The organism is Ensifer sp. LC163, assembly GCF_001695855.1.
Classification (GTDB): Bacteria; Pseudomonadota; Alphaproteobacteria; order Rhizobiales; family Rhizobiaceae; genus Ensifer.
Genome location: NZ_MBSS01000007.1, coordinates 103,099 through 116,640, shown reverse-complemented (window position 1 = coordinate 116,640; position 13,542 = coordinate 103,099). Strand labels below are relative to the sequence as shown.

General features: G+C 62.8%; 12 protein-coding genes. 8 read left to right on the top strand and 4 right to left on the bottom strand.

The features are described 5' to 3' along the window. Positions 1–15 precede the first annotated feature (15 nt). From BC360_RS07220 to BC360_RS07205, 4 genes are all read left to right on the top strand, one after another. A complete protein-coding gene (locus tag BC360_RS07220; protein ID WP_065784527.1) occupies positions 16–1,173 on the top strand; it encodes an OpgC family protein in 1,158 nt (385 codons plus the stop codon). 176 nt (positions 1,174–1,349) lie between these two features. Then, positions 1,350–1,931, top strand: a complete 582-nt coding sequence (locus BC360_RS07215; RefSeq protein WP_065794721.1) for a TetR/AcrR family transcriptional regulator — start codon at positions 1,350–1,352, stop codon at positions 1,929–1,931. 13 nt (positions 1,932–1,944) lie between these two features. Continuing rightward, positions 1,945–2,238 (top strand): YciI family protein, encoded by a 294-nt coding sequence (locus BC360_RS07210; protein ID WP_065794720.1) that lies wholly within the window; start codon positions 1,945–1,947, stop codon positions 2,236–2,238. Further along, positions 2,235–2,840 carry a DNA-3-methyladenine glycosylase I gene (locus tag BC360_RS07205; RefSeq protein ID WP_065794719.1) on the top strand — a complete coding sequence of 202 codons (606 nt, stop codon included), beginning with the start codon at positions 2,235–2,237 and terminating at the stop codon, positions 2,838–2,840. The genes BC360_RS07210 and BC360_RS07205 overlap by 4 nt, the downstream gene beginning before the upstream one ends. Positions 2,841–2,925: 85 nt before the next feature. Here BC360_RS07205 and BC360_RS07200 read toward each other — a convergent pair whose 3' ends face one another. After that, positions 2,926–4,683, bottom strand: a complete 1,758-nt coding sequence (locus BC360_RS07200) for a glucan ABC transporter ATP-binding protein/ permease (protein WP_065794718.1) — start codon at positions 4,681–4,683, stop codon at positions 2,926–2,928. A gap of 388 nt (positions 4,684–5,071) precedes the next feature. Between BC360_RS07200 and BC360_RS07195 the strand changes: the two genes are divergently transcribed. After that, entirely contained in the window at positions 5,072–5,812 is a 741-nt protein-coding gene (locus tag BC360_RS07195; RefSeq protein WP_065794717.1) for a helix-turn-helix transcriptional regulator, read from the top strand. 116 nt (positions 5,813–5,928) lie between these two features. Next, positions 5,929–9,387, top strand: coding sequence for a pyruvate carboxylase (gene pyc, locus BC360_RS07190; RefSeq protein WP_065794716.1), 3,459 nt, complete (start codon positions 5,929–5,931; stop codon positions 9,385–9,387). Between the two features lie 287 nt (positions 9,388–9,674). On the opposite strand, the gene BC360_RS07185 is transcribed toward pyc, so the two are convergent. The 3 genes from BC360_RS07185 to BC360_RS07175 form a co-directional block, all read right to left on the bottom strand. Beyond that, positions 9,675–10,436: an amino acid ABC transporter ATP-binding protein gene (locus tag BC360_RS07185; protein WP_065784515.1), complete on the bottom strand. Its 762-nt coding sequence runs from the start codon at positions 10,434–10,436 to the stop codon at positions 9,675–9,677. Beyond that, entirely contained in the window at positions 10,433–11,113 is a 681-nt protein-coding gene (locus BC360_RS07180) for an amino acid ABC transporter permease (RefSeq protein WP_065793348.1), read from the bottom strand. The genes BC360_RS07185 and BC360_RS07180 overlap by 4 nt, the downstream gene beginning before the upstream one ends. 210 nt (positions 11,114–11,323) lie before the next feature. Continuing rightward, the gene (locus tag BC360_RS07175; protein ID WP_065794715.1) at positions 11,324–12,097 is read right to left on the bottom strand and encodes an amino acid ABC transporter substrate-binding protein; all 774 of its coding nucleotides are present in this window, start codon (positions 12,095–12,097) and stop codon (positions 11,324–11,326) included. 273 nt (positions 12,098–12,370) lie between these two features. Here BC360_RS07175 and BC360_RS07170 point away from each other — a divergent pair, with 273 nt between their 5' ends. Together BC360_RS07170 and BC360_RS07165 are read left to right on the top strand one after the other, a co-directional pair. After that, positions 12,371–13,153, top strand: a complete 783-nt coding sequence (locus BC360_RS07170) for a DeoR/GlpR family DNA-binding transcription regulator (protein ID WP_065794714.1) — start codon at positions 12,371–12,373, stop codon at positions 13,151–13,153. Beyond that, on the top strand, positions 13,150–13,536 hold the full coding sequence (locus BC360_RS07165; protein ID WP_065794713.1) for a VOC family protein: 387 nt from the start codon (positions 13,150–13,152) through the stop codon (positions 13,534–13,536). Before BC360_RS07170 ends, BC360_RS07165 begins: the two co-directional genes overlap by 4 nt. The last annotated feature ends 6 nt before the right edge of the window (positions 13,537–13,542 follow it).

Below are 13,542 nucleotides of genomic sequence, written 5' to 3'. Positions count from 1 at the left end.
CGGATACTAGACCGCATGCTGCAAAAGACATCTGGGGGCGGTTCGATCCCGACGATATCCGCCCGCATGGTTCCCAAGGAGCGCGACACGCGCCTTGACGTGTTGAGGGCGCTCTGCCTTCTGACGATCTTCGTCAATCACGTTCCCGGGCAATATCTCGAATATCTGACCCACAAGAACTACGGCTTCTCGGATTCGGCCGAGGCCTTCGTCTTGATCTCCGGCCTCTCGGTCGGGCTTGCCTATGGCGGCAAGTACGTGCCCCGCGCACGTCTGGCGCTGACGCTGAAGATCTGGCGACGGGCGCTGGCGCTCTATGTCGCCCATATCATGACCAGCATCGTCACTTTGGCGATCTTTGCCGGCGGCGCCCTCTATTTCGGGAGGCAGGACCTGATCGGCGAGATCAACATCCGGCCCTTCGTCGAGCAGACCGAACAGGGTATCGTCGCGATGGTCCTGCTCGGGCACCAGCTCGGTTACAACAACATCCTGTCGATGTATGCGGTGCTGTTCCTGATGCTGCCGGCCATCCTCTGGCTGAACGGCATCAGCAAGAAACTGCTGCTCCTGCTGTCTGCCCTCCTGTGGCTCGTGGCCGGCATCTTCAAGTTCGTGCCGTCGAACTTCCTCGACGAAGGCTATTGGTTCCTCAACCCCTGGTCATGGCAGTTCCTGTTCGTGATCGGCGTGGTCTTCATGACCTTCGTGCGCAAAGGCGGTACGTTGCCGCGATGGCCCTGGCTGGTGGCCCTGTCGGTCGCCTACCTCGCGATCTCCGGTGTCTGGGTGCTGTTTTCCTGGTGGAACATCGACCTCTCCTTCGGCCTTCCGGCCGTGCTGACCGGTTTCGACAAGACCTTCCTGTCGCTGCCGCGGCTGCTCCACGTGCTGGCGATCGCTTACATCATCGCCGTGACGCCTGCCATCAGTGGCCTCGCCAAACTCGATAGCGACCATCCCCTTGCCGTGGTCGGTCGCCATTCCCTGCCGATCTTCATTTTTGGCACGATCCTGGCGATGGCCGGCCAGGTGCTGCTGTTCGTCACCGGGCGAAACCCTGTCATCGGCAGCCTCTTCGTGCTCATCGGCATCGGGCTGCATTTCGCCTATGCCTACTATCTCGAATGGCTGAAGGGCCTGACGGCGGCCAAGCCGATCCGGGCAGCCTGATCGCCCACTGCCGTTCTTGCGATGCTGACGCCTCATGGCGTCGGCCGCGATGTGGAAGGCTTGCGAAGCGGGGCAATGATCCGGCCCCTGCACACATGACCTTTTCGAGAGTCCCCGCGTTGACGTTCTAGGGCAAATGTCCTAATTCTGTTCGGGCCGAACAGGACGTCGAACATATGCCTTCTCCATCCACCCGTAGCCTGATCATCGAAAAGGCGGATGCCCTTTTTTACGAAGGTGGGTTCGAGGTCACGTCCTTTGCCGACATTGCGGCCGCGGTGGGCATCTCGCGCGGGAATTTCTATCATCACTTCAAGACCAAGGACGACATACTCGATGCCGTGATCGTCCGCCGCATGGAGCGCACACGCGCAATGCTCGACGGCTGGCAAGCCGAGGGCGTGAGCCCGCGCGCGCGTATCCTGTCCTTCATCCATATGCTGATTGCCAACCGAGCGAAGATCATGGCCTTTGGTTGCCCGGTCGGGACGCTTTGCTCCGAACTCGCCAAACTGGATCATTCCGCGCAGAGCCGAGCGACCGAAATCCTCGGCCTCTTCCGCGACTGGCTCGCCGCACAGTTCCATGCCCTTGGTGCCGACGAGCAGGCGGAAGCGCTGGCGCTGCATCTTCTAGCATGGTCGCAGGGGGTAGCCGTCATGGCGACCGCCTTCCGGGACGAGGCATTCATCCGCAGCGAGGTGGCCGGGATCGAACACTGGCTGGCGAACTTGCCGAACCTTCCCCGATCTACATAAGCACGGAGCGCCGATGTTCGTCACCTTCCTCAAATTCGCGGAAAACCGCGCTGCCGCATCCGAGTTCATGGCGGCGCATAACGATTGGATCGCACAAGGCTTCGCTGATGGCGTGTTCCTCTGCGTCGGCTCCCTTCAGGGCGCCGCTGGAGGCGCGATCCTCGCTCATAAGGAAAGCCGCGCGGCCTATGACGCGCGCATAGCGGCCGACCCGTTCGTCGTGCAGGGCATCGTGACCGCCGAAACCTACGCAGTGGACCCGAAGCGAACCGCGCCGAACCTCGATTTCCTGAAGGTGCCGGCATGAGCGCAAGTGTGCTCGGTCAGGACGGACGTCCGCGCTGCCGCTGGTGCGCCGCTGCGCCCGAGTTTTTCGACTACCACGACAAGGAGTGGGGCTTCCCGGTCGTGGACGACATAAGGTTGTTCGAAAAGCTCTGCCTCGAAAGCTTCCAATCGGGCCTGAGCTGGCGCACCATCCTCGCCAAACGCGAGAATTTCCGGGTCGCTTTCGCCGGATTCGATTTCCGCAAAGTGGCGCTGTTCGACGAGGCCGACGTAGCGCGGTTGATGGCGGATACGGGCATTGTTCGTCATCGCGGCAAGATCGAGGCTGTCATCAACAACGCGCGACGTGCCTGCGCGCTGGTCGAGGCTGAAGGCTCGCTTGCGGCATTCGTCTGGAGTTTCGAGCCGGTCGATGACGGGGCGCGGCCGCAAAGCCGCTCAACTTCGCCGGCCTCCGAAGCACTGTCGAAGGAGCTGCGCAAGCGCGGTTGGAAATTCGTCGGCCCCACGACCGTCTACGCTTTCATGCAGGCAATGGGTCTGGTCAACGATCATGCCGAGGATTGCATCATGCGATCCGAGGTCGATCGGGCGCGCGCGGGTCTGCGTCGTCCTTCGTGATCAACCGAAGAGCAGGCAATAAAAAACAGAAACCCCGGGGTCACAGATCCCCAGGGCTTTCGTATCATTTGAAGCGCCTTGCGGCTCAGGCCGCCGTGTGGCTCATGCGGACGTCGTCGTCCGTCAGTATGCCGCTGGCGCGAAGCAGGGCGGCGAAGCGGCCGTTGCTCTGGCTGAGCTCGTTGAAACCGCCCATTTCGACGATCTGGCCCTGATCCATGAAGATCACCAGATCGGCTTCGCGCACCGTCGACAGGCGGTGGGCGATGATGAAGGTGGTGCGGTCCTTGCGCAGGGCGTCGATCGCCTCCTTCACCCGCGCCTCGGTCTCAACGTCGAGCGCGCTGGTCGCCTCGTCGAGCACCAGGATCGGGGCGTTCTTGAGGATGGCGCGGGCGATCGCAACGCGCTGGCGCTCGCCGCCCGACAGGCGGTTGCCGCGCTCGCCGACGACGGTGTCGTAGCCGCTGTTGCGGCTCTCGATAAAGTCGCTGGCGGCAGCAGCTTCGGCGGCGGCCATCACTTCGTCGAGCGACGCGTCGTCACGGCCAAGCCGGATGTTGTCGCAGATCGAGCGGTTCATCAGGCCAGCGTCCTGGAAGACGGTGGCGATCGAGCGGCGCAGCGACTTGCGCGTCACCTTGGCGATATCGACGCCGTCGATCAGGATCTGGCCATCACGCGGCTCGTGAACGCGCTGCAGCAGGTTGACGAGCGTGGTCTTGCCGGCGCCGGTCGGGCCGACGATTGCGATCGTCTGGCCGGCCTTGGCGGTGAAGGACACATTGCGCACGCCCTGCGTGGTGTTGGCGAAATCGAAGGACACGTCGCGGAATTCCACTTCGCCCTTGACCGCAGCCAGGTCCATCGCGCCGGCCGGCTCTTCGCGTTCGCGCACCGAATCTTCCAGCTGGAAGAAGTCTTCAAGCTTGGCGCGGGCTTCGAAGATCTGCGTGACGAAGGCCTTCATCTGGTCGAGGCGACCGATCAGCAGGTTGGCAAAGCCGATGAAGGCGATGACCTCGCCGACGCCGAGTTCGCCGCGCTGGACGAGCACGGTACCGATGACGAGGATCGTCATCATCGAGATGGTCGAGGCGACGCGGTTGAGCGCGCTTGCCAGCGCCCACCAGTCCAGGACCGGGAACTGAGCGGAGATCAGGCGTTCGGTGAACTTCTTGAGCTCGCGCGTCTCGGCTTCGATGCGGTTGTAGCTGTGAACGACCGACACGTTGCTGATCGCATCGGAAACGTGGGAGAAAACCGTGTGGTAGTGGTTCTCGACCGAGGCCTGGCCCTCCTTGGTGCGGTTCATCACCGCCTTGCTGACCAGCACATAGGAGACGCCGAGAACGACGAGCACCAGCGACAGGCGCACATCCATCGCAAACGCCGTCGGGATGAGCAGGACGAGCGCAACGGCCGTTGCCAGATGCTGGCGCATGAATTCGAGCCACAGACCGAACAGCGTTTCGCAGGCGCGAAGCAGCGTATGCAGCGCGTTCGACGTGCCGCGCTGGCTGTGCCAGGAAAGCGGCATCGAAACGATGCGACCGAAGGCTTCCGTCAGAAGCGTGGCGCGGCGGCCATGGGCGAGCCGGTCCGCTTCGCGGGCGACGAGGACGAAGGCGACGGTGTTGAACACACCCAGGCCCGCCCACATCAGCAGCATCGGCGTGACTTCGCCCTTGGAGGAAATGGCGTCTATGATGCGACCAAACAGGATCGGCTCCGCAATCGTGATGACGGCGAGCACGACGTTGGCGAGCACGATCGCCGAGACACGGAACTTGTGAACCGCAAGATACTGAAGCGCTCTTGCATACACTTGGAACAATGACACTGTCTCACCCCTTCTGGGTACCGGATTTTGCGCCGCAACAACATTCGTGCGGCAGATGCGTCACGCCCCGACACACTCCGGCAGACGGGCAACAAGCTCCGTACTGCCGGCCATCAAGGCGGCTCTGGGACGGTCAATAGCGATATCCTAGGGAAATCAGGAGTTTCAGACGGTTTTGACGGCGGAACCCCGTTTGCCCATCGGCGGGCTTGGCGCGGGTATTCATAGTTTGCTATCTTTTCCGTCCAATTCCGATTTCTTGCGATTTTCGCACAAGACCGGGCATGGTATGTCGAATTATCGCGGGTGCAACATGAATGGCCGCTGAACGGTTTATTCATGTCCGGTGTCCGGCCCTCGCACACGTGTTCTACCTGGAAGGTGATCCATGAATATCACGCTGCTTGTGCAATTTCTCGCGCTGATCGAAGAGATGAAGACGCGCGAAGAAATCGTACCGGAATTCGAACGGCTGCTCGATCGCTGCGGCTTCGACTTCTATGGCGTCGTCAGGCAGCCGAAGCCTCACGAGAATCCGCTGAGGCTGCTGCTCGCCGGCCGTTGGCCGGAGGGTTGGCCGCAGATCTACATCCGCAAGAAGTATGTGGTGATTGACCCGACCATTCGCTACCTCGGCCATGCGCAGCGCGGGTTCCGCTGGCGCGACACGCTGTTTGCCTTCCGCTCCGATCCGCATCGCAAACGTATGGAAAGCATGATGATCGAGGGCCGCAACCACGGCCTTCACGATGGTTACATCTTCCCGGTGCACGGCCGCCGCGGCCTGCTCGGCAACCTGACGGTCGGCGGCCGCGTCGTCGATCTGAGCCCGGTCGAGATCAGCCTGTTCGACCAGATTGCCAAGCGTCTGTTCTGGAAGCTGCTGGAACTGACCGATCCGGAGATTTCAGCCGAGCTCGCGTCCCGTGTCGAAGTGCAGATGACGCGCCGCGAAATGGAAGCGCTCAACTATCTCGCCGAAGGCATGACCTCGAACGACATCAGCAAGGTGCTCGATATTTCCAGTCACACGGTCGATTGGTACATGAATGGCATCCAGGAGAAACTGAAGGGCAAGAACCGCCATCACGTCGTGGCGATCGCCTTCCGGCTGGGGCTCATTTCCTGATCCCTTTCTCTCGGATTTCCGCTCGACTCTGAAATTGCGCTTCATTCCGCGACCCGCTAATACTTCATTTCGCGGGTGCAGCATTTCCCGCGTTTCAAGTCATTGAGGAGTCCGACTTGCCCATCTCGAAGATCCTTGTTGCCAACCGTTCCGAAATTGCAATCCGCGTGTTCCGCGCGGCCAATGAACTAGGTCTGAAAACGGTCGCGATATGGGCTGAAGAGGACAAACTGGCGCTGCACCGCTTCAAGGCGGACGAAAGTTATCAGGTCGGCCGCGGCCCGCATCTGTCGCGGGACCTCGGCCCGATCGAGAGTTACCTGTCGATCGACGAGGTGATCCGCGTTGCCAAGCTTTCCGGCGCCGATGCCATCCATCCGGGCTACGGCCTGTTGTCGGAAAGCCCGGAATTCGCCGAGGCCTGCGCGGAAAACGGCATCACCTTCATCGGCCCAAAGCCGGAAACCATGCGCCAGCTCGGCAACAAGGTCGCCGCCCGCAATCTTGCGATCTCGATCGGCGTACCGGTCGTGCCGGCGACGGAACCGCTTCCCGACGATATGGCGGAAGTGGCGAAGATGGCCGAGGCGATCGGCTATCCCGTGATGCTGAAGGCCTCCTGGGGCGGCGGCGGGCGCGGCATGCGCGCGATCCGCGACCCGAAGGATCTCGCCCGCGAGGTGACGGAAGCCAAGCGCGAGGCCAAGGCTGCCTTCGGCAAGGACGAGGTCTATCTTGAAAAGCTGGTCGAGCGCGCCCGGCACGTCGAAAGCCAGGTGCTCGGCGATACGCACGGCAACGTCGTGCATCTGTTCGAGCGCGACTGCTCCATACAGCGGCGCAACCAGAAGGTCGTCGAGCGCGCGCCGGCCCCTTACCTCAGCGCCAGCCAGCGCGAAGAGCTTGCCGCCTATTCCAAGCGCATTGCCGAGGCGACGAACTATATCGGCGCCGGCACCGTCGAATATCTGATGGATGCCGACAGCGGCAAATTCTACTTCATCGAGGTCAATCCGCGCATCCAGGTCGAGCACACGGTGACCGAAGTCGTCACCGGCATCGACATCGTCAAGGCGCAGATCCACATCCTCGACGGTTATGCCATCGGCACGCCGGAATCGGGCGTTCCCTCGCAGGAAAACATCCGCCTCAACGGTCACGCGCTGCAGTGCCGTATCACCACGGAAGATCCCGAGCAGAACTTTATTCCGGACTATGGCCGTATCACCGCCTATCGCGGCGCCACCGGCTTCGGCATCCGGCTTGACGGCGGCACGGCCTATTCGGGCGCGGTCATCACCCGCTACTACGATCCGTTGCTGGAAAAGGTGACCGCCTGGGCGCCGAACCCCGACGAGGCGATCCAGCGGATGATCCGCGCGCTGCGCGAATTCCGCATCCGCGGCGTGGCGACCAACCTGACCTTCCTCGAAGCGATCATCAGCCACCCGAAATTCCACGAGAACACCTACACCACGCGCTTCATCGACACGACACCGGAGCTGTTCCAGCAGGTGCGCCGTCAGGACCGTGCGACCAAGCTCCTGACCTATCTCGCCGACGTCACCGTCAACGGTCATCCGGAGGCCAAGGGTCGTCCGCGTCCGTCGGACGAGATCGCCGCTCCCGTCGTGCCGTTCATCGGCGGCGACATCAAGCCGGGCACCAAGCAGATGCTCGACCAGCTCGGCCCGAAGAAATTTGCCGAATGGGTGCGGGCGCAGCGCCAAGTGCTCGTCACCGACACGACGATGCGCGACGGCCACCAGTCGCTGCTGGCGACCCGCATGCGCACCTACGATATTGCCCGCGTCGCCGGCACCTATGCCCGGGCGCTGCCCAATCTGTTCTCGCTCGAATGCTGGGGCGGCGCGACCTTCGACGTTTCAATGCGCTTCCTCACCGAGGATCCATGGGACCGGCTGGCACGCATCCGCGAGGACGCGCCGAACCTGCTGCTGCAGATGCTTTTGCGCGGCGCCAACGGCGTCGGTTACAAGAACTACCCCGACAACGTCGTCAAATACTTCGTGCGCCAGGCGGCAAGGGGCGGCATCGACGTCTTCCGCGTGTTCGACTGCCTCAACTGGGTTGACAACATGCGCGTCTCGATGGAGGCGGTCGCCGAGGAGAACAAGATCTGCGAAGCGGCGATCTGCTATACCGGCGATATCCTCAACGCCGCACGGCCGAAATATGATCTCAAATACTACACGGCACTTGCCGCCGAGCTGGAAAAGGCCGGGGCGCATATCATCGCGGTCAAGGACATGGCCGGCCTGTTGAAGCCGGCGGCGGCGCGCGTGCTGTTCAAGGCGTTGCGTGAGGCGACGGATCTGCCGATCCACTTCCACACCCACGACACCTCGGGCATTGCAGCTGCAACCGTGCTGGCGGCCGTCGATGCCGGCGTCGACGTCGTCGACGCGGCGATGGATTCGCTGTCCGGCAACACCTCGCAGCCCTGCCTCGGCTCGATCGTCGAAGCTTTGCGCGGCTCCGAGCGCGATCCGGGTCTTGATCCCGAGTGGATCCGCCGTATCTCGTTCTACTGGGAAGCGGTGCGCCACCAGTACGCCGCCTTCGAAAGCGACCTCAAGGGGCCGGCTTCCGAAGTCTACCTGCACGAAATGCCGGGTGGCCAGTTCACCAACCTCAAGGAGCAGGCCCGCTCGCTCGGTCTGGAGACCCGCTGGCACGAAGTGGCGCAGGCCTATGCCGACGCCAACCAGATGTTCGGCGACATCGTCAAGGTGACGCCGTCCTCGAAGGTCGTCGGCGACATGGCGCTGATGATGGTCAGCCAGGATCTGACCGTTGCCGACGTCGAGAACCCGGCCAAGGACATCGCCTTCCCGGAATCGGTCGTGTCGATGCTGAAGGGCGACCTCGGTCAGCCCCCGGGCGGCTGGCCGGAAGGCCTGCAGAAGAAGGCGCTGAAGGGCGAGAAGGCCTATGTGGTGCGCCCGGGCTCGCTGCTTGAAGCCGCCGACCTTAATGCCGAGCGCAAGACGATCGAAGAGAAGCTCGAGCGCGAGGTCAACGATTACGAGTTCGCCTCCTACCTCATGTATCCCAAGGTCTTCACCGACTATGCGCTGGCGGCCGAAACCTATGGGCCCGTCAGCGTGCTGCCGACGCCCGCCTATTTCTACGGCATGGCGCCGGGCGAGGAGCTGTTCGCCGACCTGGAAAAGGGCAAGACGCTCGTCATTCTCAACCAGACCCAGGGCGAGATCGACGAGAAGGGCATGGTCAAGGTGTTCTTCGAACTCAACGGCCAGCCGCGTCCGATCAAGGTTCCCGATCGCAACCGCGGTGCTTCCAGCGCCATCCGCCGCAAGGCGGAGGCCGGCAACGCCACGCAGCTCGGCGCGCCGATGCCGGGCGTGATCTCGACGGTCGCGGTTCACGCGGGCCAGGCGGTCAAGGCCGGCGACGTGCTGCTGTCGATCGAGGCGATGAAGATGGAAACCGCTCTGCATGCGGAGAAGGACGGCACGGTTGCCGAAGTTCTGGTGCGGGCCGGCGATCAGATCGACGCCAAGGACCTGTTGATCGTTTTTGGCGCCTGAGGCTTCAGGTAAGACAAGATAGAAACGGCCGGGCGCGAGTCCGGCCGTTTTCGTGAGTGGACGCGAGGTGCAACTTTCCCTCCGTCATCCTCGGGCTTGACCCGAGGATCCATTCGGGCCGGAGCGAACTTCATCGACAGGGGTTGGCCGCCATCGAAGGCATCTTAGAATACTGCGAAGGCCCCAACCCTGGGCGTGGATCCTCGGGTCAAGCCCGAGGATGACGAGCGAGAGTAAGAGGGTACGTTGTCCGCCGCCCTTCAACATCCTGACGGGCGATCCGCCGCTTAGATATCGTAGCTGTGCGGGGCGCTCAGCGAGGCGATGAACTTCTTGGTGCGCTCGCGCTCCGGCGTCGAGAAGATCGTTTTCGGGGCACCGCTTTCGACGATCACGCCGCCGTCGAGGAAGACCACCTTGTCGGCGACGCGCGAGGCGAGCCTGAGGTCATGCGTTGCCATCACCATCGTCGTGCCTTCGCGCGCAAGCCGGCCCAGCACTTCGACCACTTCTTCGGCCAGCTCCGGATCGAGCGCCGAGGTCGGCTCGTCGCAGAGAAGGACGCGCGGCGACGGTGCCAGCGCACGGGCGATCGCCACGCGCTGCTGCTGGCCGCCGGAGAGCGTTGCCGGCCAGGCATCGGCCTTGTGGGCCATGCCGACCTTTTCAAGCAGTTCCATGGCGCGCGCGCGCGCCCTATCGGCCGGCCATTTCAAGACGGTCACAAGCCCTTCCATGACATTGCCGAGTGCGGTCTGGTGCGGGAAAAGCTGAAAATTCTGGAACACCATGCCGGTCTGGCGGCGCAGGCGCTGGATCGCCTGAAAGCCGGTCTTGCGCCCCGGCAGGAAGTCCAGCGTCTCGTCGCCAAGCCGGATCGAGCCTGACGTCGGGATCTCCAGGAGGTTGATGCAGCGCAGAAGCGTGCTCTTGCCGCCGCCGGAAGGGCCGACCAGCGCCGTCACCGTGCCTTCGGCCAGCGTCACGGAGATATCCTTCAGCACGAGATTGTCGCCGAAGCGTTTTTCGATGTGGGAAAGCTCGATCATGTCCGTGCCTCCAGGAAGCCGCCATAGCGGGCGAACCGGCGCTCCAGCCGCACCTGCAGGGCGGAGAGCACGGAGCTCATGGCGAGATAGATCAGTGCCGCCTCGATATAGAGGATCAACGGCTCGTAGGTGGTGGCGACGATGCGCTGGGCCGTCTGGAAGAGCTCAGGAACCGTGATCGCGGCGGCAAGCGAAGTATCCTTCACCAGCGAGATGAAGGTGTTGGACAGTGGCGGCACGGCAACGCGCGCCGCCTGCGGCAGGATCGTGCGCCGCATCGCCTGGCTCCAGCTCATGCCGATCGAATGGGCCGCTTCCCATTGTCCGCGCGGCACCGAGGAGATCACCGCGCGGATGATCTCCGAGGTGTAGGCGCCGACGTTGAGCGTGAAGCCGATCAGCGCGGCCGGGAAGGCGTCGAGCAGGATGCCCATGCTCGGCAGGCCGTAAAAGATCACGAAGAGTTGGACGAGCAGCGGCGTGCCGCGGATGACCCAGACATAGAACCGCGCGACCGCGACGACCGGCGCCGGGCCGAAGAGGCGGGCGATCGCCGTCACCAGGCCAAGCGCCAGGCCGAGAATGAACGAAAGCAGCGTCAGCGGGATGGTGAATGTCAGCCCGGCCCAAAGCAGGGACGGCAGCGAATCCAGCATGAGTTGGAGCCAGGTTGGCAAGGGACAGGCCTTTCGAAAAAGCGCGATCCGCTCCGGAGACCGGAACGGATCGCGATTCATACTGCATAATGCCCTAAACCGAAATCGATTTAAGGCAGAGATTATGCAGCAAGTTTAAAGCGTTACAGCATCCTTTGCGCGTCATGTCTGGCGCGTCGCGCTATAGCGAGAAAGGCCGGGAGAGAAACCGGCCTCGATCTCAGGCGGATGTTACTTCGAGACGTCGGCGCCGAAGTACTTCTGCGAAATCTTCTCGTAGGTACCGTCCGCCTTGATGTCGGCGAGCGCCTTGTTGATGGCGTCGAGAAGTTCCGGCTCGCCCTTGCGGATGATGATGCCGGAATAATCGGCGTCGGCCTGCTCGGCGGCGATCTTCACGTTGGCGTCCGGCTTCTGCTTCTTGAAGTCGAGGAAGGAGAGGCTGTCGTTGATGGTCGCATCGGCGCGGCCGGTCAGAACCAGCTGGATCGACTGGTCGAAGCCGTCGGTGCCGACGAGCTCGGCGCCGGAAGCCTCAGCCAGCTTGCCGAAGTTGCTCGTCAGCGACTGGGCCGACTTCTTACCCTTGAGGTCGGCAAAGCCCTTGATCTCGGCATCGTCGCCCTTGACGATCAGCACGGCCTTGGAGGCGATATAGGGCTCGGAGAAGTCGTACTTCTTCTTGCGCTCCTCGGTGATGCCGACCTGGTTGATCACCGCGTCGTAGCGGTTGGCGTCGAGGCCGGCGATCAGGCCGTCCCACTTGCCTTCCAGGAACTCGGCCTTGACGCCCAGCTTCTTGGCTACTTCCTCGCCGATCTCGACGTCGAAGCCGACGAGCGCGCCTGACTTGTCATGGTAGGTGAAGGGCGCATAGGTGCCTTCGGTGCCGATCTTCAGAACGCCCGCGGACTTGACCTGGTCGAGGTTCTCACCGGCCTCAGCCGGGGCGAAGGCGGAAACCTGCAGGAGGGCGGCGGCGAAAAGCGTGGGGAGGAGTTTCATCGTGTCTTTCCATCTTTCTCATGTTCCGGCCCGTCGTCCGGATTGAGGGGACAATCGCACAAAAAAATCGTCGCTTGAGCGCATAAAACTCCAATTCCTGAGCGTTTTGATGAAGATTTTTCCCCGGATCGGCAGAATTTTCATCCGGAAGGCGCGCCTGTCGTTAAATCTGGCCCTTTTCGATCGGGGTGCCTGATCGCGGGTTGAAATCGCTTTCAAAATTCGATATGCACATTTTCATCGATTCATGCACGTTTATGCACGATTGGCGAAATGTCCACGGAACTCCTCCTTCGCGAACGAAAGACACGCATCCAGGAACGGCTGAAGGCCGACGGCCGGGTGCTGGCCGCTGATCTCGCCGCAGAGTTCCGGGTTTCGGAAGATACGATCCGGCGTGATCTGCGCGAGATGGCGGCAGCGGGCCTCTGCGAACGGGTCTATGGCGGCGCGCTGCCGCTCGCGCCGAGTTCGCTGACATTGAGCCAGCGCGTGGCCATGGCGCCGGAGCGCAAGGCAGCGCTTGCGCGCGCCTCGGTCGGCTTCATCGCGCCTGGTAGCACGGTGTTCCTCGATGCCGGCTCGACCAATCTCGCCATCGCCGAGCTTATCGAGCCGGATCTGACGGCCACTATTGTTACCAACACGCCGCTGATCGCTGCCGCCCTGATGGAGAAGCCGGGCATCGACCTGATCCTTGTCGGCGGCCCGCTCAATCGCGCCGTCGGCGCCGCAGTCGGCGCGCGGGCGCAGCGGGATATCGAGCAACTGCGCCCCGACCTTTGCATCCTCGGCACCTGTGGTGCCGATGTCGATGCCGGCCTGACGGCGATCTATTTCGAGGATGCCGAGTTCAAGCGGCTGATTGCCTCGCGCAGCCGCGCCCTGCTCGTCGCTGTTACCAACGACAAGCTCGGCACGGCCGCGTCCCATGCGATCGTCGGCATCGACGAGGTGACGACGCTGGTGCTGGAGGCCGACGCGCCGGCGCACCACGTCGCCGCCTTCGAGGCGTCGGGGACGACCGTCGTCATGGCGGGAGGAAGCGAACGATGAGCATCGCCCATGTGGCCCTTTGGACCAGGGATCTGGAGGCGGTTGCATCCTTCTGGTCGAATTTTTTCGGCGCCAGCATCGGCGACGTCTATGAGAGCCGGCGCCGCCCGGGTTTTCGCTCCCGCTTTCTGACCCTTGGCGACGGGCCGGCAATCGAAATCATGGAGGGGCCTTGGGTGGCTCCGGCCGACCCGGAAGGCGTCGAGCGCACGGGCCTGGCGCATGTCGCCCTGTCGCTCGGCAGCGAAGCGGCGGTCGACGCCATGGCGGCCCGGGCCGAGGCTGAGGGCATTCTGGTATCGCCAGCGCGGTGGACGGGCGACGGCTTCTATGAGGCGGTGCTTCGCGACCCCGACGGCAATCTGATCGAAATCACAATTTGAGCCGGC